At 57.5% G+C, this 21,784-nt stretch carries 28 protein-coding genes and 2 pseudogenes; 18 read left to right on the top strand and 12 right to left on the bottom strand.

From position 1 onward, the window contains the following. Nucleotides 1-7: 7 nt before the first annotated feature. From ACP7B3_RS27810 to ACP7B3_RS27770, 9 genes are all read right to left on the bottom strand, one after another. Complete coding sequence (locus tag ACP7B3_RS27810; protein WP_145163857.1) at nt 8-553, bottom strand: hypothetical protein; 546 nt, start codon at nt 551-553, stop codon at nt 8-10. Beyond that, a complete protein-coding gene (locus ACP7B3_RS27805) occupies nt 550-1,194 on the bottom strand; it encodes a recombination protein NinG (RefSeq protein ID WP_145163855.1) in 645 nt (214 codons plus the stop codon). The genes ACP7B3_RS27810 and ACP7B3_RS27805 overlap by 4 nt, the downstream gene beginning before the upstream one ends. Continuing rightward, a complete protein-coding gene (locus ACP7B3_RS27800) occupies nt 1,191-1,706 on the bottom strand; it encodes a hypothetical protein (protein ID WP_426182443.1) in 516 nt (171 codons plus the stop codon). The genes ACP7B3_RS27805 and ACP7B3_RS27800 overlap by 4 nt, the downstream gene beginning before the upstream one ends. Further along, the gene (locus tag ACP7B3_RS27795; RefSeq protein ID WP_426182440.1) at nt 1,703-1,870 is read right to left on the bottom strand and encodes a hypothetical protein; all 168 of its coding nucleotides are present in this window, start codon (nt 1,868-1,870) and stop codon (nt 1,703-1,705) included. The genes ACP7B3_RS27800 and ACP7B3_RS27795 overlap by 4 nt, the downstream gene beginning before the upstream one ends. Then, nucleotides 1,867-2,310 carry a hypothetical protein gene (locus tag ACP7B3_RS27790; RefSeq protein ID WP_145163851.1) on the bottom strand — a complete coding sequence of 148 codons (444 nt, stop codon included), beginning with the start codon at nt 2,308-2,310 and terminating at the stop codon, nt 1,867-1,869. The genes ACP7B3_RS27795 and ACP7B3_RS27790 overlap by 4 nt, the downstream gene beginning before the upstream one ends. Beyond that, nucleotides 2,307-3,095, bottom strand: a complete 789-nt coding sequence (locus tag ACP7B3_RS27785) for a hypothetical protein (RefSeq protein ID WP_145163849.1) — start codon at nt 3,093-3,095, stop codon at nt 2,307-2,309. The genes ACP7B3_RS27790 and ACP7B3_RS27785 overlap by 4 nt, the downstream gene beginning before the upstream one ends. Next, nucleotides 3,082-4,011, bottom strand: coding sequence for a helix-turn-helix domain-containing protein (locus ACP7B3_RS27780; RefSeq protein WP_145163847.1), 930 nt, complete (start codon nt 4,009-4,011; stop codon nt 3,082-3,084). The genes ACP7B3_RS27785 and ACP7B3_RS27780 overlap by 14 nt, the downstream gene beginning before the upstream one ends. Then, nucleotides 4,008-4,799, bottom strand: coding sequence for a Rha family transcriptional regulator (locus ACP7B3_RS27775; RefSeq protein WP_256676496.1), 792 nt, complete (start codon nt 4,797-4,799; stop codon nt 4,008-4,010). Before ACP7B3_RS27775 ends, ACP7B3_RS27780 begins: the two co-directional genes overlap by 4 nt. A gap of 211 nt (nt 4,800-5,010) precedes the next feature. Further along, on the bottom strand, nt 5,011-5,190 hold the full coding sequence (locus ACP7B3_RS27770; protein ID WP_145163843.1) for a Cro/CI family transcriptional regulator: 180 nt from the start codon (nt 5,188-5,190) through the stop codon (nt 5,011-5,013). 109 nt (nt 5,191-5,299) lie between these two features. Here ACP7B3_RS27770 and ACP7B3_RS27765 point away from each other — a divergent pair, with 109 nt between their 5' ends. Next, on the top strand, nt 5,300-5,956 hold the full coding sequence (locus ACP7B3_RS27765; protein WP_145163841.1) for a LexA family protein: 657 nt from the start codon (nt 5,300-5,302) through the stop codon (nt 5,954-5,956). Between the two features lie 424 nt (nt 5,957-6,380). Beyond that, nucleotides 6,381-6,602 (top strand): hypothetical protein, encoded by a 222-nt coding sequence (locus ACP7B3_RS27760; protein ID WP_145164109.1) that lies wholly within the window; start codon nt 6,381-6,383, stop codon nt 6,600-6,602. An 87-nt stretch (nt 6,603-6,689) separates the two neighbouring features. On the opposite strand, the pseudogene rhuM reads toward ACP7B3_RS27760, so the two are convergent. After that, nucleotides 6,690-7,721, bottom strand: a pseudogene (gene rhuM, locus ACP7B3_RS27755) (RhuM family protein). Between the two features lie 330 nt (nt 7,722-8,051). Here rhuM and ACP7B3_RS27750 point away from each other — a divergent pair. The 13 genes from ACP7B3_RS27750 (at nt 8,052) to ACP7B3_RS27690 (ending at nt 16,810) form a co-directional block, all read left to right on the top strand. Then, nucleotides 8,052-8,462 (top strand): VOC family protein, encoded by a 411-nt coding sequence (locus tag ACP7B3_RS27750; RefSeq protein ID WP_145163834.1) that lies wholly within the window; start codon nt 8,052-8,054, stop codon nt 8,460-8,462. Between the two features lie 782 nt (nt 8,463-9,244). Then, the gene (locus ACP7B3_RS27745) at nt 9,245-9,496 is read left to right on the top strand and encodes a DUF1654 domain-containing protein (RefSeq protein ID WP_145163832.1); all 252 of its coding nucleotides are present in this window, start codon (nt 9,245-9,247) and stop codon (nt 9,494-9,496) included. A gap of 672 nt (nt 9,497-10,168) precedes the next feature. Continuing rightward, a complete protein-coding gene (locus ACP7B3_RS27740; RefSeq protein WP_145163830.1) occupies nt 10,169-10,552 on the top strand; it encodes a response regulator transcription factor in 384 nt (127 codons plus the stop codon). Between the two features lie 628 nt (nt 10,553-11,180). Then, on the top strand, nt 11,181-11,618 hold the full coding sequence (locus ACP7B3_RS27735; protein WP_145163826.1) for a hypothetical protein: 438 nt from the start codon (nt 11,181-11,183) through the stop codon (nt 11,616-11,618). After that, on the top strand, nt 11,615-11,806 hold the full coding sequence (locus ACP7B3_RS27730; protein ID WP_145163824.1) for a hypothetical protein: 192 nt from the start codon (nt 11,615-11,617) through the stop codon (nt 11,804-11,806). The genes ACP7B3_RS27735 and ACP7B3_RS27730 overlap by 4 nt, the downstream gene beginning before the upstream one ends. Beyond that, nucleotides 11,803-11,997: a hypothetical protein gene (locus tag ACP7B3_RS27725; protein WP_145163822.1), complete on the top strand. Its 195-nt coding sequence runs from the start codon at nt 11,803-11,805 to the stop codon at nt 11,995-11,997. The genes ACP7B3_RS27730 and ACP7B3_RS27725 overlap by 4 nt, the downstream gene beginning before the upstream one ends. Before the next feature lie 153 nt (nt 11,998-12,150). Then, a complete protein-coding gene (locus ACP7B3_RS27720) occupies nt 12,151-12,888 on the top strand; it encodes a hypothetical protein (RefSeq protein WP_145163820.1) in 738 nt (245 codons plus the stop codon). Next, complete coding sequence (locus ACP7B3_RS27715) at nt 12,885-13,448, top strand: siphovirus Gp157 family protein (protein WP_145163819.1); 564 nt, start codon at nt 12,885-12,887, stop codon at nt 13,446-13,448. Before ACP7B3_RS27720 ends, ACP7B3_RS27715 begins: the two co-directional genes overlap by 4 nt. A 7-nt stretch (nt 13,449-13,455) precedes the next feature. Beyond that, nucleotides 13,456-13,701 (top strand): hypothetical protein, encoded by a 246-nt coding sequence (locus tag ACP7B3_RS27710; protein ID WP_145163817.1) that lies wholly within the window; start codon nt 13,456-13,458, stop codon nt 13,699-13,701. Further along, nucleotides 13,698-14,168 carry a hypothetical protein gene (locus ACP7B3_RS27705; protein ID WP_145163815.1) on the top strand — a complete coding sequence of 157 codons (471 nt, stop codon included), beginning with the start codon at nt 13,698-13,700 and terminating at the stop codon, nt 14,166-14,168. Before ACP7B3_RS27710 ends, ACP7B3_RS27705 begins: the two co-directional genes overlap by 4 nt. Beyond that, complete coding sequence (locus ACP7B3_RS27700) at nt 14,156-14,647, top strand: hypothetical protein (RefSeq protein WP_404483474.1); 492 nt, start codon at nt 14,156-14,158, stop codon at nt 14,645-14,647. Before ACP7B3_RS27705 ends, ACP7B3_RS27700 begins: the two co-directional genes overlap by 13 nt. Nucleotides 14,648-14,707: 60 nt before the next feature. Next, on the top strand, nt 14,708-15,715 hold the full coding sequence (gene yejK / locus ACP7B3_RS27695; protein WP_145163811.1) for a nucleoid-associated protein YejK: 1,008 nt from the start codon (nt 14,708-14,710) through the stop codon (nt 15,713-15,715). 465 nt (nt 15,716-16,180) lie between these two features. Further along, nucleotides 16,181-16,810: a hypothetical protein gene (locus ACP7B3_RS27690; RefSeq protein WP_426182427.1), complete on the top strand. Its 630-nt coding sequence runs from the start codon at nt 16,181-16,183 to the stop codon at nt 16,808-16,810. A gap of 80 nt (nt 16,811-16,890) precedes the next feature. Here the strand turns inward: ACP7B3_RS27690 and ACP7B3_RS27685 are convergent, their stop codons facing one another. Further along, entirely contained in the window at nt 16,891-17,697 is an 807-nt protein-coding gene (locus ACP7B3_RS27685) for a hypothetical protein (RefSeq protein ID WP_145163807.1), read from the bottom strand. A 61-nt stretch (nt 17,698-17,758) separates the two neighbouring features. Between ACP7B3_RS27685 and ACP7B3_RS27680 the strand changes: the two are divergent. Continuing rightward, a pseudogene (locus ACP7B3_RS27680) lies at nt 17,759-19,816 on the top strand (DNA cytosine methyltransferase). Nucleotides 19,817-19,872: 56 nt separating this feature from the next. Here the strand turns inward: ACP7B3_RS27680 and ACP7B3_RS27675 are convergent. Continuing rightward, the gene (locus ACP7B3_RS27675; RefSeq protein ID WP_145163803.1) at nt 19,873-20,070 is read right to left on the bottom strand and encodes a hypothetical protein; all 198 of its coding nucleotides are present in this window, start codon (nt 20,068-20,070) and stop codon (nt 19,873-19,875) included. Between the two features lie 591 nt (nt 20,071-20,661). Here ACP7B3_RS27675 and ACP7B3_RS27670 point away from each other — a divergent pair. After that, on the top strand, nt 20,662-21,396 hold the full coding sequence (locus ACP7B3_RS27670) for a morphogenetic protein (RefSeq protein WP_145163798.1): 735 nt from the start codon (nt 20,662-20,664) through the stop codon (nt 21,394-21,396). Between the two features lie 49 nt (nt 21,397-21,445). Further along, nucleotides 21,446-21,757: a hypothetical protein gene (locus ACP7B3_RS27665; protein ID WP_145163796.1), complete on the top strand. Its 312-nt coding sequence runs from the start codon at nt 21,446-21,448 to the stop codon at nt 21,755-21,757. The last annotated feature ends 27 nt before the right edge of the window (nt 21,758-21,784 follow it).

Raw genomic sequence — 21,784 nt, 5'->3', positions numbered from 1 at the left:
CCCCATCCTATGCAGCAACAGTTTCAATTAATCCTTCCGCATCGAGCAGGTCTTGAGCAGCGGTCAGCGCAGCATTCACCTGGTCGTCTAACGCTTTACGGATAGACGAACGCCAGCGGTAGCGTGTCGATTCCGGCTTACCATCATTGTCCCAATTAGTAATGTTGTACCAGGCAGCGGGTAGCACCGCGGCGGAGCGCTTGCCCTCGGCACCGGACACCTGCGGGATGGCCCAGGTAAGTACAGCGCACTCACGGAACCGTTTCGGCGCCGGCGTCTTCACCGAGTTCAGCAGTTCCAAAATGGCGCCATGCTTTCGTTCCTGGTGCGTCGAGTACTTAGCCACAAGTGCCCGCCAGTGCGCCGGGCTCAACGCCTTGTGTAGCCGCCCGAACACCCAGCAGTCCTGAAGAAACGCAGCCTCCTTGCCGACGATCTCCCCCTTCTGCTTAGCGCACTGCACCTTCGGTTCAAAGTCGCAGCCGCCGGCGGAAGTGATGGTCTCAGCCGCGAGGGCTCGAACTACTGCTGAAACGACGTTGCGATAGGTCATGCGGCTTCCCCTTTTTTCAGCTCTCTGGTCATTGCCCGGTATTTGGCCTTGATGGCCTTGATCTCATCCACGGTGTACTTGCGCGCCTCATGAGGCCCTTCGATCCATGCGACCTTCTCGGCACCAATGCGCAGCACAAGGCGGATGCGGTACTCCACGGCGTTGCCGGAAAGGTTTCGGTTGCACTTCACGCACTGACGGTGGATGTTCGACGGCTCGAAGCGCAGCTCTGGGCAGGCGCCGACGGATCTATAGTGCCCAGCGTCCCAGCGGCTGCCAGTCATGAGATCGTTGTCAATGGGCGTCGAGTCGCAGCTGATGCATGGCAGGTGCGCGTCACGCAGGCGCACGTACTCGTTCACCGCGGCCTGGGCTTCGCGCAGGTGGTCCGCCCTACTCTTCATCTTCTCCTTGCGGACCTTGATGTCCTTGCGCTCAACGTCGGCCAGCGCCTTTCGTGCCCGGACCTGATTGACCGGCGCATGAGCCAGCGCACAAGCAATTTCACCACAAACCGCCTGGAAGTCTCGAACCGGGGTGAACTTGACCCGGCATACGGCGCAGCACTTCTGGCGGCGCGCCCGGGTCTGGATCCCGCCGGACTTGAGCGGCGTGGTGCGCTTCAGTTCGGTACGCTTCATGCCGCCTCCTTGAATGCTTCAAACTCTGCCATTTCGGTCAGTCGCTCTTCCGTGAGTGTTGGCCAGTCATGCAGCACCAGGTACGCGCAGCACTGGCGCCAAAAATCTTGGAATGTCTCCTCTCCCATCGAGTCATAGGAAAGGCTGCGGGGTGTCTTGCGGGTGAGCTGGCCCAGCCCAGGGATGTCGAACGCTTCCTCGTCGCAGTACACACCCGACTCCAGTTGCAAGGCCTTAATGGCGGCGTGGGACTGCTTGCCAGAGAACCGGTCGATGTTCTGGCTCAGCACCCGGCCCAGGCCGTGGACCAAACCATTGAACCGTGGGTTGCGTGGCTGCTTGAGGTCGGCACGAATCTTCGTGTTTATCCGAAAATCGCGCTCGCGGAGTATCGACCGGTCAGCGTCGGAGGACGGCACGAACGCTGCCACCTCCTTGCCAGTAGCCGGATCGACCAGGCGGCGCAGCACCAGGTACACAGGCATTGGGCGTGGCTTGGCTGGCTTGGTCATGGCCGCTCCTCCCTACCACTACCGCGGAAGCAAAGATCCAGACCAAAACCAAATACGCCAAGTACCACCACCACACCCAAAGGCCCAGAAAAGAACGCTATTACCAGGCCAACCGCCAGTGCTGGCACGGCGGCGAAGAACAGCCCTGCAAGGAAGTAGCTCATGACGGCTCTCCCTTGCCCATGACGGCGCGTCGACCTTCGTGGAACGCCATTACCTCCTGCATTCCGTTATCCACTGCGACGATCTCGCGGTCGAAGTAGGCCTGGCTGTCGGTCTCACCCTCTGGAGGTAGCTCGCCCGGGCCGGCCAGCGAGTTGTAGATCCACGCCATTGCGGCGGCCGGGCCCTTGCCATGCTCTTCCTCGATGAGGGCCGAGCGCATGGCGAGGAGGTAGCGACCAAACAGCAGATCCAACTCCTTGATACGCATGCGGGCCAACTCGTTCTCTGCCAGCAGCTCCAGCGCCACCTCTTCCACGGTCTTCTCACCCAGGAACTCATCCAGCGCCTCGGTGTTGCGCTTCCAGTCGGCGCAGTCGGCCCGGAATGACGCGGCTTCGGCCCAGAGCAGTTTATGAAGTTGTTGCTTGTCGATGGTCATGCTCGTGACTCTAATTCCTGGGCCTGCTTGATCAGCAGCGCGCGGCGATCCGCCAACTCGTTGGCAGCTGCAATCCGTATTTCGTCCATCTGCTGTGCGCTGGCTTTGCGCATTTCCAGCATCGAGCTCTTAACGATCTCGAGCTTTGCGCGAAGGGCGGGCTCCGGCCGGGTGACGTTGCCAGTGAGCAATCCGGCAATGGCCCGGCCATCTTCGGTGATCGGCTCAACGCTCAGGTCTGCCAGGTACTTCTGGGCGCGTTCGCGCGGGATGCGCTTCAGCTCCATCGCCTTGGTCACAGCCTGCACACGCCGGTTGGCGTCGAAGCCCACGGATACGTGCCAGTTGACCGGCTTCGCATCTTCGCGAGCCTGGCTCACGAACCTCTGGTAGGCGTCAATGAACGCCATGCGCGCGCCGATTTTGTCGCCGCCATCCAAGATGGGTTTCGCGGCTGCCAGGGCCAGCTGGATCTCATCGGTCAGCACCACGGTTTCAAATTCGTCGTTGGTGGTCATGGCGATGGCCCAGGCCTCGTCCTTGCCCGGGCGCCCGTCGGAGGACTGGACGCGCTGCAGGATGTCGGCCATCGCCAGCTTGCCCTTCACCTCGAAGCGGCAAGCCTTCAGTGCGCCTTTCACGACAGGCACCGGATACGCACAGAGGTCTTCAGCCATCATCGCGGCAGTGCCCGGGTTCATTTCCTGGCCCATGGCCTCGGCGGTGGCGCAGATGGCGGCGGCCAGCCCGGCAACCTGCTGGTCATTCATTTCAAAGGTATTCATTGCGGTCACCTGCTTGGCGTTTGGCCATTACCATCTGGGCGGCCTGCTCCGCTGCGGAGTGGTTCGCCTCTGTCCGTTCCATCTGGCGGGCGGTTGTCCCGTTGATACGCTGCCCGGTCACCCACTGGGTGTGATAGCTCTCGGCGTTGGCCAGCAGCTCGTTGAGGCTGTGGCACTTGCGCAGGACGGCCGCATCGCTAGTTTTCAGGAAGTGGGCGGCAACGTGGTGGGCGACATCGGCGCCGAGGCGGTCGACCAGTTGGCCGAGCTGGCCGCCGACCTTGGCGTTCCACACTGGCCAGGCGCTGTAGCGCTTGCGGTACGCCATGGCGTAATTCGCCCAGACCTTGAAGGTTTTGCAGGTCTGGTCTTTGGGGCCAGGCATGTCGGCGGGGATCTCGACCCGTGGGGTATCGGTGCGATCAACGACCAGCACCAAGCCGCGGGAATGAGCCGGAACAACCTCGGCGGGAGCCGGGGGTGCAATTGGTTCATTGACCGGTTCCATGACTGGTTCAAGAGAGTTACTGATTCTGGGTGCAGCTGCTGCACTACCCCCTGGTGCAGGAGATTCACTAGGAGGTGAACCTGCTGCACTACCCGGGTGAATCTGCTGCACTACCCCTGGTGCAGGAGGTGCACCACCCCCTTCGAGGGTCAGGAAGTAAACGTTCGACGAATTCCCTTTTGGGCCTCCCTTCCGGATCTCCTTGCGCAACAGTCCCGCCTCACACAGAGCGGTGATGTGGTTCATGACAGAGCGCTTGCTGATCTCGCACTGATCGGCGATGTGCTGGTAGGACGGCCAGCACTCACCAACGTCGCTGGCGTTGTCGGCCAACTTGATCAGCACCAGCTTGCGCAGTGGATTACCGACGCGAAGTTTCATCGCGGCGACCATAAGGCCCATGCTCACGCAGCACCTCGCATTGCTTTTTCGTGCGTGAACAAGCCGTCCCAGGTCTTCTTCATGGGCAGCTCGCTAGCCAGGTACAGATCGTACAGGCGTGTGGCGCCCTTCTTCAGCAGAACCGGTGTATAGGAGATGAAAGGGTCTTTACCGTGCGGGGTGACTTCGACCTGGTGCTCGGTCATGTACTTGTCGCGTGCATAGGAGCCAACACGGTGACGTAGGCCGGACTTGCTCTCGTTGTAGAGCCAGCTGCGCGCTTCCAGGTACTTGCCCACCTGCATGACGTTGACCCCATTGAGGCCCTTGCAGAACTGGGTGTGGGTCATGCCCTCTTTGAACAAGTTCTCCAAGGAGTGGATCTTCGTCGCCTGCTGCTCGACCTGGGCGGTGAGCATCAAGCGAGCCTTTTCAGACTCCATGGCGATCTGCAGAATTTCGATGGTGGAGAGCTGCTGTGGTTGCGCGACCTGCCCTTCCAGTTCCTGCCATCGGTCAACGAGGGCGGCGGTGAACTCTGGACTGAGTTGCGCGACAACAACGAAGCTGTCGCGCTTGCAGATCAGGTACTCGGCAGCTGGGCGGCCGAGGCCGTCGAGGTATTCCACCATTGGTGGAGAACTAATAACCTTCCGTTCGACCAGTCGCTCGATGGTGCGTTTCACGCTGTCGTGGCGAGATTCGACCAGTTCGGCGATCTCGCGGGAGGTCATAGTTTTGCGCGCCACGTTTTCAGATTGCGGAAAACGTGGCGCGAGATTGGTAGTGCTATTGATATGTGGCTGGTTTTGCATATAATCGGACTCACAAAGTGTTATCGAATTAGCCGACCTCGACCGTCGGCTTTTTTGTGCCTGTAATTCAGCGCCGAAGCACCAACTCCCCACTCTGGTCCCCGCTTCCCCTCTCTTAAAAGCCACTGGATAAAACTCCAGCGACTTCAGGTTTCTTACTTCGCAGACTGTCTGGGCCGATACTGGGTACATGGGCAGCAGGGTTCGCCTGTCAGGCGGCTTGGTTTTTCTTTGTCGCCTTGAACTTTCCCTTGGAAAGAACCTGGATCTGGTACTGCCGGGATTCGGGAATCGTTTCCCCCCACATGGTCACGGCGCTTGGACGGATGCCCAAAGCAAGTGCCAGCTTCGTCTTGCTGCCGAAGAATTCGGCGACTTCATGCGTATTCATTGCGCATCCTCGTTCGAGACTGTCGCAATTTAAGCATGCTTAAGTTATGGCATCAACGGTGTTTTATACCTACTGCATGCTTAAATTCAGTTAACTTAATATTGAGTTCATGGAAAGACACGAACGCATCGCCCGCGCCATACAGGTCAGCGGTAAAAAGAAAGGGGAAATTGCATCGCTTTGCGGCGTTGCTAATTCGGCCGTCACTCAATGGATTACCGGTGAGAGCAAAAGCCTCAGGCCGGAGAACCTTTACGCCCTGGCGAAAGCGACCGGCTTCCGAGCTGAGTGGCTGGCCATTGGCGAGGGTGATGAGCGGGAGGCTTCTGAATCGAACATTTCCCCAGCTGCCCAGCCAACAAAATCATTCCGGTACCCGGTTGTGAGCTGGGTTGCCGCCGGCGCCTGGGCGGAAGCAGTGGAGCCCTACCCGGCTGGAATCTCGGACACCTACGAGTTTTCGGAGTACGACGCCAAAGGCCCAGCTTTCTGGCTGACAGTCAAAGGGGACTCAATGACGGCACCGGCCGGCCAGAGCATTACCGAAGGCACGCTGATTCTGGTGGACACCGAAGCGGAAGTCGCACCAGGTAAGCTGGTCGTGGCCAAGCTGCCGGACAGCAATGAGGCCACGTTCAAGAAGCTGGTCAGTGATGGCGGCCGGTTGTTCCTGAAACCGCTGAACCCGAGCTACCCGATCGAAGCTGTGGATGAGAACTGCCGGATCGTGGGCGTGGTTGTGCAGGCGCTGCAGAAGTTTTACTGATCCGCAAGTGTGCCCGGGGGATATGCCCGAGCGGCAAGCTAAATCGAAATATCGCGAGCTGATTAGCGCTCGTATACACAAGGGAATGTGGTAATGAATGCCTTTCGGATCGCGACTCTAATAGTCGCCTCGCTTTTCATCTCCGGCTGCTACAGCACGCCAAAAGAAAAAACTGAGTACGAAAAACAGATCGACGCAGTACCGATGCCTGTAACGGAAGCTGAACGGGTTGAGCAGTGTCGTAACTTCAAGCAAAGCGCAGATTACCAGCGGACTTTGGATATTTTGCAGTACTCACAGCGATCCAAGCTCGGCGCCTCGTATTTTCAATTTACAGAGTCTCTAGCGCTTTCGCGTCGCCTTAGAGCCATGAAGTGCCCTGGGTATGGGTGGTTTTCCTGATGCTGTTGCCTTGGGTGAGCCAATGACTGCCTGGCGAGAGCAGAGCTTTTGGAGCAAGGCTTGGACCTATGCTCTGCTCGCACTCGTTGCAGTACTCACTATCTATACTGGTGCGAACTGGTCAGACGGGGGATCATCGAATCGCAAGCGGGTATTCAGTCCTAATTTCATTGCTTTGTGCGTTTTCGTGGCTGTGGTTGAGCTTATAGCGCTGAACCACTTCTATGGCGTGCGGATGAGGTGAAGGCGGGAAGGATTGTGCGGGGGAAAGGCTGAGCAAGTGGTGCATCTCTGATTTGTGAGGGCGCCAGCTTGACGCCCGGTATGTAAACTATGCGTCAATCAGCAGTTCGTCATATTCGCCGGCCGCTAAAGCGTCTTCGTCATACTCGTAACCAAGCGACTCGATTTTTAGGCGTTTTTTATACAACCCAAGCTCCTGTCGAGCGTGGCTCACAGCCTCTTCCTTAATGTAATCTTCGTACCCGCTGAACACGGGGTAGTCGTTGAATATGAGTAGAGCATCTAGCTTTCCATGCAGCGAGGCCATAGTCATTGGGCGCTTAGTGAGAGCGGTGCTTTCGGCGTATAGCATGAACTGCTCAGAGAGCAAATGGAGCCGATAAAGCTCTTCGTTATTCAGGTAGTTTTTGCCGGTCTTTGCTTCTTCCAGCGTTGGCGATGTGCCTTTTATGGCTTGCATGCCCATATTCTGAGACTTATGGTTTGCGCGATCGAGGATCAGCTTTGAGCTCGTCATGCCAGTGACTGCGTGATGAAACTTGTCCTGCAGCAGGGCATAGAAGCTTCTGACCTCCTTCGAGAGTGGGTCGTAATCTGATGCGCAAATCCTGAAACATTCTCGGACCTTCGCATAAACCTGCTTTTCTTCAGATCGAAGCGCTCGAACCGCGGCGGCCAGCTTGTTTAGCTTCTCGGGAGACTCGCGGAGAGCCTTCTCGTTGATTACGTAGCCTTATTCGATGTATGCCTTGAGGGTCTGAGTCGCCCACTGCCGAAACTTTACGGCCCTCTTGGCATTCACCCGATAGCCGACCGAGAGGATCATATCGAGGCTGTAGTGTGCTACATCGGGGCGGATAACTTCGCGACCACCTTCAATTTGAACTGAGGCAAATTTTGCCTTAGTTGCCGTTTTCTCTAGCTCATCATCGGAGTAGATATTTCGAATGTGCTTTCGAGCATTTGATACGTCCACACCAAACAAGTCGGCTATGTTTTGACTGGTAGCCCAAATTGATTGGTCATCAGATTCGAAACGGAGGCTTACCTCAGTATTCTCATCACTAAAAAACACTGTGTTCTCTGAGGTTTCAGTCCCACCATTACCTCCCAGTTCCATTGACATAATACGCTCCGAATGTGGGTTGCTCGATTCAGCAAGGAGCTATTTTGCCATCAATTGATTGAGCACATATAGCGCAGCGCCGGGCTTCTTGTCTCAGCCCTTCGTCGTGCCACCACTGAGCTGGCGATCCGCGTGATTGCACACTGGCTGCGCTGATGGATCGGCGCCCCTGGCATTACAGAAAGCCCGCCATCGAGCGGGCTTTTCTTTGTCTGCGATTTGGAGGGCCAACACTCGCCCTCCCCGTCTTACCCGACAACGGCTATACACGCCCACCTTCAAAATGACACGATAACGTCTCGCCTTTGTAAGTAGGAATACAGGATGTTCAGTCACGTAACCGTTGGGACAAACGATCTTGATAAGGCCTCGATCTTCTATGACGCCGTGCTGATCCCCCTGGGGCTCTGCCGCAGGCCTGTGACGCCTGATGGCGGACCACCTTCGGCATGCTGGATTAAGCCAGATAGCGTTCTCCCTCGCTTTTACGTGTACAGCCCTTATGACCGCAATGAAGCCGGAGCAGGGAATGGCAGCATGGTGGCTTTCACCGCACCCTCTCCAAATGCGGTAGACAGCGCCTATGCAGCTGGGCTTCTTGCGGGCGGATCTGATGAAGGTGAACCTGGCCAACGTCCCCACTACGGTGACGGTTACTACGGTGCGTACCTGCGTGATCCAGATGGCAACAAGGTGCATATCGCTCATCGTGGAGATTTGTACTTGGCGGGGTAGAAGCCGCTCACAGTATTCACGTGACGCCCGCCATCGAGCGGGCTTTTTGCTGTCTGAAATTTGATCGCGTGAAACGTTGCCGCAGGAGGATTTCTTGTATCTCTAATTCACTACCCGCTACAAGATGCTCGCTCCCCAGCCGCGCTCAGTATGATTAGATCAAACCACACGAAGAGGCGATCTTTATGATCGCCTCTCCTCATCGCGACGCATTCAAGTCCAGGTCCGTTATCGCGGTCCGCTACCGGGACCACCGCCAGGGCCCCCGCCAGGCCCGCCACCTTGACCGTGGCCACCGTGACCACCATCGCCACCACCTCCTGGCGGCATAAAAATCCAGCATCCCGACAGAGAAGACAGCAGAGCAACAACTGCTGCAACCTTGACCAATCGATTTAAAGTCATAACTACGCTCTCTATTCAGGAACAGTTGATTCGCGTGATTTATGACAGCTGAAGAATGGGTTACGTCATATTTTTCGTGTAGCGACTTGGTAAGCTTTGTGTTGCAAACGACAAGGACCAAAAGCAGCAGCCAGCACAGCGCAGGCTTTCTGCTTTTGCGACATCCTTTTCACCTGGCATTTACAGGGTCGGGGCCAAACTCCCCCTACTCCTCCGAAGAATTCCCTTTAGGCCCGCCCATAAGCGGGCTTTTTTTTGCCTGTCAAAAATGCCCCCTTAAAAATATGCATTTATGCATGAAACTTCGTGCCGCCCTCTTGCCAATACATGACAGTATCAATACTGTATATGTATACAGTACTAACAAGGAGCGAAGCATGATCCAGGCCCCCTACTCCATACCGAAACCGCGAAATTCCTACGAGCTTGTGGGCCACCGCCTACAACGCATAATCGCCTCCCCTCGAGTACAGCGGATTCAGTTGGTCGAGGTATCCAGGCGCGACGACGAAAGCCCTGAAGCCTGGTGCCAAGTCATCCAAGACATCGGCGAAACCGCCGGAATAAGAATCGAGCATTTGGGTGACGGCGCCGTTCGAATCGGCTGGCGCGAGTACTGCGACGCATAAAGGAGCCCGCCAAAGAGCGGGTTTTTTAACGACTTGAATTTCAGCATTCTGAATTATTAATTTCAGCATGCTTGACACTTCAATTTCAGCTTGCTTAAATTCAACTCAAGCCAGCAACGCACACCGCCGGCGAGCAGCGAGAGCTGCGCCGCTCTTTAACAGTCAGCGCAATACAGAAATACCAACAGACCGCATTGCCTCTACCGGCGACCGGCGATCAGACGGGTCAGATAGCCCGCCCACGACAGGAACACCCTGTACGGCTGATCGAGAGCGAAACGCTCGAACCGTGCGAATGACCCGGCAAGCAATGCGCCCCGCGAATCCCAGCGGTAGAAGGGAGACTCAATTGAACAGAATTAGCGGTCCCGATAGCCTCGGCTGGGAACGCCGGACCTCATGCACGCTGCCCCACTCAGCCAGGGCATTCAGAGCTGTAGCGTGCATGTTGTAAGGACCTGTGATCCATGGCGAACAGATGCTGTTTGACGCTGTGAGTAGGAAGCTCGAAGCCCACACCGAAGACGACCGGCCTGCCCTGCAATCAGCAGCGGGCAACGGGCCACACCGCTAACGCAACAACCCCGGCCTGACGCCAGTAGCGAGGTCGGGGGTTTCACCGATAGTCCTTGGCAGCAGGGACTAACGGGAAACCAACCGAGGGTCACCACGATGGAAGCAACAATCATCAACGGTTCATGGAAGGGTCACCTCGGACGTGGCCTTGCGCCGCGAGAGCTTCAGTTTCTGCTTTGGATTGCCCAGGGATTTACTTCGAAAGAGATCGCCCGGGAAGCAGGCATTGAAGCTGGCACCGTCAAAAAGCGCCTGACCAATGCGATGTTCAAGCTGGGCGTGACGAAGCGTACTGCTTTGGTGGCTGAGGCCATGAAGCGCCAGATCATCACGCCGTTGTGCTTTGTTCTGGCGGCGCTGATCGCGATGCACTCGATGATCAGTGACGACTCGCTGCGTCGTGATCGCCGGGCGCCGGAACGGCGAATGGCTCAGATGCGGATGGTACGTCGGACTGAGTGCGCTGAATTGACTGTATGAGCAGGTGCCACCGATTTTGCCGAGAACTGATTAGCTGCTGGCATCTATCAGCCATCTGAGGGAGGGACTCAGCCACATCAGACAGCACGCGGTACATCTCATGCTCGTCGGGAAACGGGTATACCTCGAGGTTGAGAGCGATCTGAATCTTGCGTAGATCTGTGCCTTCAACGAGCCAGCGCTCAGATGTGCGAGTCATCGCTGATCCGTTGTCATCCGTCTGCCAAGCAAGAAAATCAAATAGCCTAGCGACCTGCAGAAACGATATCGAGTCAGGGATATCGGCAAAAAGCCGATCAGCCAAATTCTCCTCCCCAAACTCAACCACTACTGCACGGACAGCGCTGAACGCTTCAGTGTATTCGGGCTCGCTGCTCTCTGCTGCGATCACGTTTAACGCCCTTTCAACAACCTGATGCATAGCAATTCCTTGCTCCGATAAGGAGTGTCGATGCTACCAGCCTTCAGTACGACTCGCTAAACGGCCAGCGCCGCGGCAGCCGTGAAAGACCGGCCCCCTTCCCCACCTCTATTACGTCAGCACTCCTCCCCCGCGCCCATCGGCAACCAGCGGTAGGCATGAGTGTTGACGAATACAGGTGAACAACCCGCCACCTTGGAGGCGACCATGAACGCAGCATTGAATATTTGCCAGGAGCGTTACGACGCTCAGTTGCCTCCAGAGGTCAGCGATAGCGACGAGGTGACGGACTGGCTTGAGCATTCGGCGGAGCGCCTAGTGTGCGGCGTCGACATCAAGTGGAAGCGCCGCTACGGCCAGCCCCAAGTGGTGACGTTCGATCGGTTCTGCACGGTCCTGCAGGGCCACCTGAACCAGCGCCAAATCGACGGTCTGGACCAGCGTGATTCGTTTGCCCGGCTGCTGCTGTCGGCGATGCTCGGCAGCCAGAGCGATGCCCGGTCTCACGCCGCAGACCTGCTGGGCCAGCAACGGCCGATTGAAGCGGTCGAGAAGATCGCTGTAGCGCTGCTGAGGCCGTATGCCGAAGACGCAGTAGCTGCGGAAAGGGAAGAGCGCGAAGACGACGTGGATGCCGATGTATGAGCCCGCACATCTTGATCGACGAAGCGCTGGAGGCGCTTGAACACCCAAGCTGCGAGCCCGGCTCCCAAGCCGTCGTGGCACGGATGATCACCAACATGCTTACCGGCGACGCGATCACCGTCGAAGAATTCAACCACTACTGCCAGCGCCTGCTGAAGATCACCAGGCAGCGCAAGGAGGCCGCATGACCACCGCACCGGTTAAATCGCTGATTGATGAGCAGCTTGAAGACGTTGAGTCAAAGCTGATCATGCTGGGCTTCGGCCTCCCCTTCAATGAAGTGATCGGCCAGCCGCGTGAGCGTGCTGTGGCCACCTTGCCGAAGCGCCTGGCGGCGACCATGAAGGGCGGTCGAATTGCGGTGAGGGTTCGGCCGTGACCACCCGCCAGCGCACCCGGCGTCTGCTCATCTGGCGCGGCTCCTTCTCTGCCCTCGCAGTCTTCACCCTCCTGATGTTGCTCAGCGCTCTCGCTGATCGGATCACCTCCTAAACACTTACAGCGCCCCTCTCCGGCGGCGCGGAGACCAATCATGTCCGAACAGAACATGCATATCTGGAACAAGGTCGATAAGACCGACACCAGGTTCACCAAGAAAGCCAAGGTCAACGGCCAGGACATCACCAGCTTGAGCGGTACCGCGATGGCCATGAAGGCCACCGAGCTGTTTGGTCCGGTCGGCATCGGCTGGGGCTGGAGGATTGTCGAAGAGCGCTTCGATGAGGGTCATGAAATCTTCATCGGAGAAGGCGACAAGCGCGCATGCATAGGTCGCGAGATTGGTCACACAGTCAAAATCGCGCTCTGGTTCATGCAGGACAGCCAGCGTGGCGAGATCGAGCAATACGGCTGCACTCGGTACCAGTACAAAACTACCTACGGCATGATCACTGACGGCGAAGCGCCAAAAAAATCGCTCACCGACGCCATCAAGAAATCGCTTTCGATGCTTGGGTTCAGCGCCGATGTGTTCCTCGGGCTGTTCGATGACGACGCGTACGTCACTCAACTCAAAGAAGAGGAAGCGATCGCAAATGCCGACGACAAGGACGCTGAAATTCTTCGGCAGAAGCAGGAGCGCGTGGACTGGCTCGCCTCAGCAGTTGAGACCATCGGGAAGGCCCTCACTACGTACGAACTGAAAACCTTGAACGTGAAATACATCCGCGAAGCTACTCGCCGCAATGAACCAGCCTTCATCGCCCGCATCACTCGCGCATTCGAAGAACGCAAAGCCAGCCTTGAGAAAGGCAAGGAGGCAGCAGCATGACTCAACTGTACGCACTCACCGGCAAACTCGCCGAACTCCAAGCCATGGCCGACACCGATGATGAAGGCCTTAAAGAGGCTTTGCAGCACGCGATGGACGAAGTCCAGGGCGACTTCAACGACAAGGCCGACAACATCGTTATGTTGCGCCGCAATATCGAAAGCGACGTGACGGCCATCGAAAACGAAATCGAGCGCCTGGCCGAACTCAAGCGGATCAAGTCCAACAGTGTGTCGCAGATCAGCGACTATCTGCGGCGCAACATGGAAGCCGCCAACATCAAGTCGATCAAGCGTCCGCTCTTCACCATCACACTGGCCATGGGCAGCGAACGGGTGATCGTGGATAACGAAGATGCAGTGCCGGACGAACTGACCACTGTGAAGTCGAGCATTGCTCCGGACAAAAAAGCCATTGCCGCCAAGCTCAAGGAGATCCGCGAACATAACGAAGCGGTGCGCAAGCGCATGGCAGCCGGTGAAGACGCTGAACACGAACTTCTACCCGAACCTACCTGGGCTCACTTGGAGCGCGGCGACAGTTCGATCCGAATCAAGTGAGGTCGCCATGTACGTCAGCAACCACCTCAACCTGTTTGAGCAGCACCGCAAGGACGCCTACTCAATATCGGAGCGCACGGCGGAGTTCTTGGCCGCTGGCGGGACAGTCGCGCAGTTGCCAAGCCCGCCACGCAAACCACTGCCACCGCCCCGCTCCACCAAGATCGATCCCGAAACCATCCTCAAGCGCCGCAAGCCGTCTATCACAGCGGCAGAACGTAAGGCGCTGCGCAAACTCGCGGTGGCACTATGAGCAAGCGCAAACCGCATAACCTGCATGCACGCATAGCCCGATCGTGCCGCTCGCTGCTGGCATCCAATCACGTCGCAGTGGTCAACATCGACCCCAGCGGCCGCCAGGGCATGATCAATTACAAGTCACTGAAGAACATCGCGCCGGGGAAGATTGGCCAGGCCGTCTGCGGTATCCCCCACCGATGGACGATCTACCTCAGCGCCCTCTGCATCGACGCCCGCGGCGACCGGTACAGCAAGTCGGTGGAGGTGGCGCCCGATGGCGTCTACCTCTCCGACCACCTGGAAGACGTGATCGAGCATTGCTACAAGCAACTGCGCGACGAGGCCAACCAATGCCAGATGGTGGCTTCAGGCTGGATCGCTATCCCCGACACACTGTCGCTGGACGAGGAGCACGCCGCGCGGATTTTCGAAGCGGTCGGCGCCTGGAACCAGGTGAAGGTCGAGCCATGCGCCGCGTAGCCCCCACAGATCAGAAAGAAAGGACGGCCAGGCTCGCGGAGAAGCGCCAGGAACTGGGCGAACAGGAAATGCGGCAAACAGTTCAGTGCGGCGCACGGGCCATGCTCAGCGAACTGATGAGCTGGCACGGGCTTGAGGAAATCAGCGAAGCCGTGCAGTTGCTGGTTTTAAATGCAAATCCCAAAGGCCTCCCGCCGGCGCCGCCGAAAGTGTCCGGCCCGTCGGAGATCATCCGGCACTACTTCAGGCAGGGCATGCGCGACAGGCTGGACCGCCTCACCGCTGAGCTGGGGGAGACAAAGCACTCACGCACGATTCAACGGCTCATAGCGCATGCCCACTCGCTTGGCCCCATAAAGTCTGCTCCGTTGCTGGAAATTAAGCGCCACAAAATCGACATATCCGAGAACGTGGCGCGCAAATTACGCCAGGCAGGCTTCGCTGTATCGCTCCAAATGAACGCCGACGACGACGATTAATGCCCTTTCACTTTGCTGCATCCGGTTCCCGGAGGGCGGCGCCTACCCGAGGTTCATCAAATGCCCGTACGCCACAGTGCAATTCACAAAATCGACAAGAAGCCCGACGGCAACCCGGCGGTGCTGCATCTGGCCTCAACTGAGCAGGTTGAAAGCCAGGCCCGCGACGATCTGATGCAGCAGTTCAACGAAAACTACAACGCCACCGCCGGCAAGGGATGGGGCTTCTTCCACCAAGAGTCAGGCGCTTTCCCGTTCAGCGGCTGGCTCGGCAAGTACCTGGCCGGCGTCACTGACTTCCTGGCGTTCAGCGCCACGGCCGTCGAGCACCTAACCAAGCTTATGGAAGAGTCGAACCTCACCACCGGCGGGCACGCTATCTTCTGCCACTACCAGCAAGGCATGACCGATTACCTATTCATCGCCCTGGTGCAGGAAACCGAGGCGGTGACGATGACCGAAGAGCTCGCACTGATGACGGTGAAGCGCCTGGACCTGGACCACATCCGCCTGGCCGCACGCATCAACATCAGCGAATGGCAGACCAACCGCCAGTCGAAGCAGTACATCTCGTACCTGAAGGGAAAACAGGGCCGGAAGCTAAACGATTACTTCCGCGACTTCATCGGCTGCCAGGAAGGGATCGACGCCCCGAGCGAAACCCGCACGCTGCTGAAGGCGTTCAGCGACTTTGTTGAAAGCGAAGATCTGCCAGAAGAGTCGGCGCGCGAGAAGACCAACACCCTGGTCAGCTACTCCATGGCCCAGGCCAAGCTGGGCGAACCGATCACCCTCGACGAGCTGTCTAGTCTGATCGATGAAGACCGACCGAAGAACTTCTACGACTTCATCAAGGAGAAGGACTACGGGCTTTCCGAGACCCTGCCGCCGGACAAGAAGACGCTCAACAAATTCCGGCGATTCACTGGCCGGGCCGAGGGTATGTCGATCAGCTTCGAGGCCCACCTGCTGGGCGACAAGATCGAGTTTGACCAGGCTGGGGGGACACTGACGCTGCGGAATCTGCCGACGCAGCTCACGGATCAACTGAAGCGTGCAGGGGCCTGATTATCCGCGCCACGAAATCGTGATTGGTGAAAACGTGGCGCGGAAATTAGATATTGCGCAGCAGCGAGAGGAACTTAAAGAGATTAAGCGCCGGGAGGTAGCTGAGTCGTGAAACGAACCGACGGCTCCCTCGCCGGAGGCGCCTCATCGAAGCCAACCAATGCCACTGTGGAATAGTACGCTGGCTCGTCTGCAACATTCAGTGATTGAGTGCCGACATGGAGGAGCTTGCCGCCGTGAGCCTGAATTAGGTGATTGATATCCCAGGCCAAGGATGTACCAAAGCTCTGACTGCAAAACGCGCAGCTCGACATCTCGTCAGTGCTCAGCTTAATGGTGTGTTTGACAGAAGTTATTTCCATTTTCAACTCCTTATGCCCGTCATGGGCCGACTATCAATACCCCAACCAAAACCAAATTGCCACCACCGGAAGCCGGAGGGTGGCGCCTAACTGGAGGTGATCCATGGATCAGTTTTATCTACAGGACAGCCGGAGCCATGCTTATGTCGGCGACGGCCTGTCGTTCTGGGGCGTGGGCGGCTCTAGATATGTGACGGACCTGGCTAAAGCCCAGGTATTCACCAGGGACGGCGCCTGCGATCACCGCGGCACGGACATACCGTGGCCCAAGGCCTACGTGGATGCAAGGGCGCGATTAGGTGTTGACTGCCAATATGTGACGCTGGGCGAGGCGCTGGACCAGCATCCTGACGCAGCAGAATTTTACATCCAAAAGCCGCAGTGCTGGAACGGCAACAATCTGATTTGGCTCTGTGATGACGGCATGTTCACTAGCGACCTGTCAAAAGCCGTGGTGGTGCCAAGAGTGCACACCATTACTTGGATCGGAAAGCTGGGGCAAACCGGCGGCGTTGTGTGGCCTAAACCATACATCGACAAGTTCGCCCGCCGTTTGGTTGAGCGCGACGACGTGAACATCAAGGAGGCCTTGCGAGGAACCGGCATCAAGCTGGGGAAGCCGCAAAAGCCTCGAATGATGATGTTCAACTGCGAAGGTTGTGGCAGGTTCATAAGTGACGCCCAGCGCTATCGGGAAGACTGCCGGAACTGCGGTACAAGTAATACACCATGACTTAGCGGATTTTAGCTAATTCCCACTACCCAACAGAGCCAATTATGGCACCAGTTTAGGACCATGAAAGCTGCAAGGAATCAGGGGTTCGATCCGTCAATTTCTGGAGCATAAGCAACATGAACTTTTCCCCAGCCTATGAGATAGCGTTGCTTACAGCTCCAACATTTAATGTATCCATCTTTAATTACTGAATCTAAAGAAATTCTGCTGCTACAGTCCTTACATGCAAAATCGTTGCCCGGATATTTCCTCACGGTTTTGAACAGCTCATCATCTAACGGACTCACTATAAAAACCGCCCCACACAAATCATTATAACAAGACACCTCAGCGCGATCATTTATTTGCGAATCGCTCACATATATCGTGGTGCTACAACAATCACAATCAATCTCACTAATTCGATTAAAACCTAGAACCATATCAGAATCATTGACTCTCTTGAGTTCGGCAGCGATAGAAACCAAGTCGTCAGGCTTCAGTTTTGAAGGAGCACTCTCCTCCTCCAAGCTTGTTTCATGGAGAAACTTTCCAAGCTTATTATAGTTTTTATTAAGCCACTTTACCGAAAGCATACGATACTCACCCAAATCAAGCCATTCTCCACTTGGCTTGCCATCAACTGAATGTAAGCATATTTCTAGCCTTGCAGGTTTGTCCGCTCTCGGTTCAAATCCAAGCAACAACTTCATAGCCCTCGGTGCCTGCCAAGTTTTATAGACTTCTGGGGGCAAGCTATCCCCTAACTTAGCTAACTTACGGTAGACGATTCGCTCTATAGCCAATCGCAACTCAAGACATGCATGTTGTAACGCGCTATATCCGCCCTGCGCGATGAATGAGTCAGCACGAACTAAGTTTTCATTTATTTGATAAATATCCATAACTAAACCCTATACCACACCATTGATAAATCGTCGGTAAATATACCTGAGAGGTCCCTCTATGTCCGCACATCACAAGAAACACGCCTTCGATTTCAAAACCCAGTATGGACTAGGCTTCAACCCTCAGGACGACGAGATCGTTGTCGACTTCTTCTGTGGTGGTGGCGGCGCCGGTACCGGTTTGGAAATGGGCCTGGGCCGCACGGTGAACGTGGCGAAGAACCACAGCCCGCAAGCAATCAGCATGCACACCATGAACCACCCGGGCGCCCAGCACTTCACCACCGACGTGTTCGAGGGTGACCCGGACACCGAATGTGGCGGCAAGGCCGTCGGCTGGTTCCACATGTCGCCCGACTGCACGCACCACTCCCAGGCAGCCGGCGGCCAGCCGCGCAAGCGCGAGATCCGCAACCTTTCATGGATCGGCCTCAAGTGGGCAGGCATGAAGCGGCCCCGGGTGATCAGCCTGGAGAACGTGAAACAGATCCTGCAGTGGGGCCGGCTGATCGCCAAGCGCGACAAGGTCACCGGCCGGGGGGTGAAACTCGGCGGCGACGTTGCCTCACCTGGTGAGGTGGTGCCGGTGGGCCAGCAGTTCCTGATTCCAGACCCGAAGCAGCGCGGCCGCACCTGGCGCCGCTTCGTCGCGCTGCTGGAAGCCATGGGCTATGTGGTTGAGTGGAAGGTGATCAAGGCGTGCGACTTTGGCGCGCCGACCAGCCGGGAGCGGCTGTTCATGATCGCCCGGTGCGACGGCCAGCCAATCGTGTGGCCCGAGCCGACCCACGCCAAGAACCCCGCCAAGGGCCAGCAGAAGTGGAAAACGGCAGCTGACTGCATCGACTTCACCGACCTGGGCAAAAGCATCTTCGGCCGCAAGAAGGACCTGGCCCCGGCGACCCTGCGCCGCGTAGCCAAAGGCATGAAGAAGTTCGTCATCGATAGCGCGGCGCCGTTCATTGTGCCGATCGCCAACTGATCAGGGGAAACGGTGCAGTCTGCCGACGAGCCGCTGCGCACCGTCACCTCCTACCCGAAGGGCGGCGCCTTCTCGGTGGTCAGCCCCACGCTGATTCAGTCAGGTTACGGCGAACGCCCAGGGCAAGAGCCACGAGTGCCAGGCCTCGACCACCCACTGGGCACGGTGGTCGCTGGCGGCGTTAAGCACGCACTGACCAGCTCAATTCTGGTAGGCGCCGGCGGGCCGGTGTACGCCGGTCACCCCGTATCGGCCGACCACCCAATGGGGACGCTCATGACCCGCAGTCATCGCGCGGTTGCATCAGCCTGCATCGTCCAGGCCGGGCACGGCGAAGGTTCTGGCGCAAACAAACGCCGATCCCACGGGGTAAATGACATCTGCGGGCCGGTGGGCACCGTCACTGCAAGCGGCGGCGGGCAGTCCGTCAGCACGGCGGTGATGATCCAGGCGAACGGCGGATTCAACACCATGCACGCCAAGGGCATGCACGAACCCATGACCACGGTGACCAATACCGGCAGCCAGCAGCAACTGGCAGTCGCGAACCTGGTGCACTTGCGCGGCAACTGCGATGCACGGGACGTAAATGATCCGCTGCACACCATCAGCGCCGGCGGCCAGCACCACGGGTTGGTCAGCGCATTCATGGAGCGAGCATTCGGCGGCAGCATTGGCCAGGGCCTGGAAGAGCCGGCGCCGACCATCACCGCTGGCGGCGGTGGCAAGAGCTCGCTGGTTTCGCTCACGTTATCGCCTGAGCACGAAGCCGGTGCCCTGCGGGTCGCTGCGTTCCTGATCAGCTACTACGGAACGGAGAACATCAGCGCTTGCAATGCGCCCGCGCCCACAATCACCACCAAAGACCGCCTGGCCATGGTCACGGTGATGGTCAAGGGCATGCCCTACGTAATCGTCGATATCTGCCTGCGGATGCTGAAGCCGGCCGAGCTGTACAAGGCCCAAGGCTTCCCCGCCGACTACATCATCAGCTACGGTGCCGACGGCAAGCCGTTCACCAAAACCCAGCAGGTGCACATGTGCGGCAACAGCGTCAGCCCGCCGCCGATGGCCGCGCTGGCACGGGCCAACGATCCATGGCGCGCAGTCGGGCGACAATGCGAAGCAGCATAGGAGTACATCCGTACTCCTCCCGCGAAGCGCGCATATTACAAGACAGCACCTGCTGACTAATGGTGACTTTCCGAAGCTGCCGGGGCAGTCCTTAGAAAATCTTTCCAAGCCTCATAGGCGTGATGATGCTTCTGAGCAGACTCAAGCCACTCAGGCCCGGTCATCTGCCCGGCCGACACCAACATCATCATTTTGCTAGTGGCAGCATCGAGTTCTACGAGCAGCTCGTGGTATTTGAATCGAACGTCTTCCATACCGCTTTCCTCAGAGGCTCATCCAAGTGGGCCTCATAACGGATCTGATTAATTTTGGATCCAAAAGAGTGACAAGTCAGTCGCTCCAAAGATCCACATCAGCTGATAAGCGGTTGAATTCGAAGCTAGAACGACCTTTGACGTCGCTCTTTTGGGGGAGAAGCAAGGTTGGGTATGGATAGCGAAACTCTCTCGCGAGCAAAATCCGAGCCCCAGACCAGAGCCTGAGACATCGTCTGCCCAGGGCGATCAAGAAAACTATCTTCAAAAATCATCATTCCAGTCTGTCCGTAAATACCAACGAACAACTGGGTCTGATTGGTCTTTGACAGTCGGACTTGGATGTTCAGCAAGATGCCAGATGGAAGACGCTCATCGTGATTGCGGCAATGCAATTCAGGATCAGCCCAATTCCAGTAGATCTGACCGCGGGTACGCATGGTCCGGCCCCATTAGATGTGTGTCGCTCAAGATTACACCAATGCCGGCGGATAGGTACGTGTGGCGCCGAAGGTTCCGCATATCCGACCAAAGGTCATTAATTAACCCCTCCCCTTCACAGTCAGCCGCTATAGCGGCAAGGAACCCGGCATGCCTGAAATAAAGGAACGGCCAATACTCTTTTCGGCGCCGATGGTGCGCGCCATCCTGGAAGGCCGGAAGACGGTCACGCGGCGGGTAATGAAGTCGCAGCCCGACGCCGACGCCACCATCACTGTCGATTTGTACAACGTAGCTGTAACGAATCGTCACGGCTATCAAGAGGCAGGGCCAGAGATCTGTGGCGCCTGGTGGCGCGATGGCGAGTCTGGGTGCAAGTGTCCGTACGGAAAGCCCGGCGACCGACTGTGGGTGCGCGAGACCTTCGCCTTGCTCGGCAACGAGGACGGCTGCTGTATCGACTGGCAAGACAACTTGGTCAAAGGCGACGAACAGGGTGCGGCACGGATCTACCGGGCAAGCTGTCCGCCGGGCGACTACGGGCTGAATCAGATCCCAGCGAAAGCGGAATGGAAGCCAGATACTGAAGCCATGGAGTATGACGGCGCATGGCGCCCGAGTATTCACATGCCGCGCTGGGCCAGCCGCATCCTGCTGGAGATCACCGACGTGCGCGTCGAGCGGCTGCAGGACATCACCACCGAGCAAGCTGCGGCCGAGGGAGTTCACCGAGGCCCGCTTCGTGAGTGGTGCGCGAGCGACGAAGGTGGCGCCTGCCACAAGTACCCGGTTCCAGCATTTCGCGACTTGTGGCAATCCGTCGGTGGAAACTGGGACGCCAACCCGTGGGTCTGGGTGGTCGAGTTCAAGCGGATGACGCCATGATCGCCACACTCTGGTTCGCCTACGTCTTCATCTACAAGGGGCCGAGACCATGAGAGTTGTTCGCCGTTTCGTGGATGATCCTGCCGCCCAGTATGGGTTCCGTTCGGTACCGGCGACCTATGAGGATGCCGAGAAGATCACAGGCTTTCGCCTCGACCGCCGAGTCAACTACTCGATCAACCAGGAAGGCGAGGTCGAGCAGGAAAGCTGGTGCACTTTGGATTGCTCGGGGTGTGGCTGGGGTTGCGAGGGTGGTTGCAGCTGCGGCCCGTCCACGGGTTGCAGCGAATGCGGCTATACCGGAAAGCGCCGGCACTGCTTTGGATTCCCGCCCTCCCCGCCAGAACGCAAGACCCCCTAACCCCAATCCCCCTACATGCCTGCCGGT

Origin of the sequence: Pseudomonas sp. TWRC1-2, from assembly GCF_049896685.1 — a bacterium.
Lineage (GTDB): Bacteria > Pseudomonadota > Gammaproteobacteria > Pseudomonadales > Pseudomonadaceae > Aquipseudomonas.
The sequence above is the reverse complement of the archived record's forward strand: the minus strand, read 5'-3'. Positions and strand labels throughout refer to the sequence as shown.